The organism is Helicobacter trogontum (genome assembly GCF_000765905.2).
GTDB lineage: Bacteria > Campylobacterota > Campylobacteria > Campylobacterales > Helicobacteraceae > Helicobacter_A > Helicobacter_A trogontum.
In genome coordinates this window covers 1-340 of record NZ_JRPL02000119.1, presented here as the reverse complement: position 1 = coordinate 340, position 340 = coordinate 1, and the positions used below count along the sequence as shown (strand labels likewise).

Here is a 340-nt window from a genome sequence, read left to right as displayed (position 1 = left end):
TTGTGTGCTTATATTTATTTCTTTTGTGCTTTGTATATCTAATGTTCCCCCTACAACCTCACTTTTATTTCCTTTTATATTCCTATTTTCATCTTTAGCTATGGTAGTATTTTGATTAGCCCCAACCTCCACACTCCTATCTCCCCCAACAACCTCACTGCTATCATTAGCCACTCTTAGTTTATTACTAGCTCCTACATTTAGAGTATTACTTAATCCTACTATGGTATCTTTAGAGAGGGCTACATTAGTAAGATATTCTGCTCCAACTCTTACATCTTTTAAACCTAATACTTCTTGCTTATGATATTTAGTAATAGATTCTGTGTAACTTCCTTTT

General features: G+C 33.5%; 1 pseudogene. It reads right to left on the bottom strand.

Annotated features, from left to right (window positions below):
• Nucleotides 1-340, bottom strand: a pseudogene (locus LS81_RS11145) (bacteriophage T4 gp5 trimerisation domain-containing protein); the annotation flags it as partial.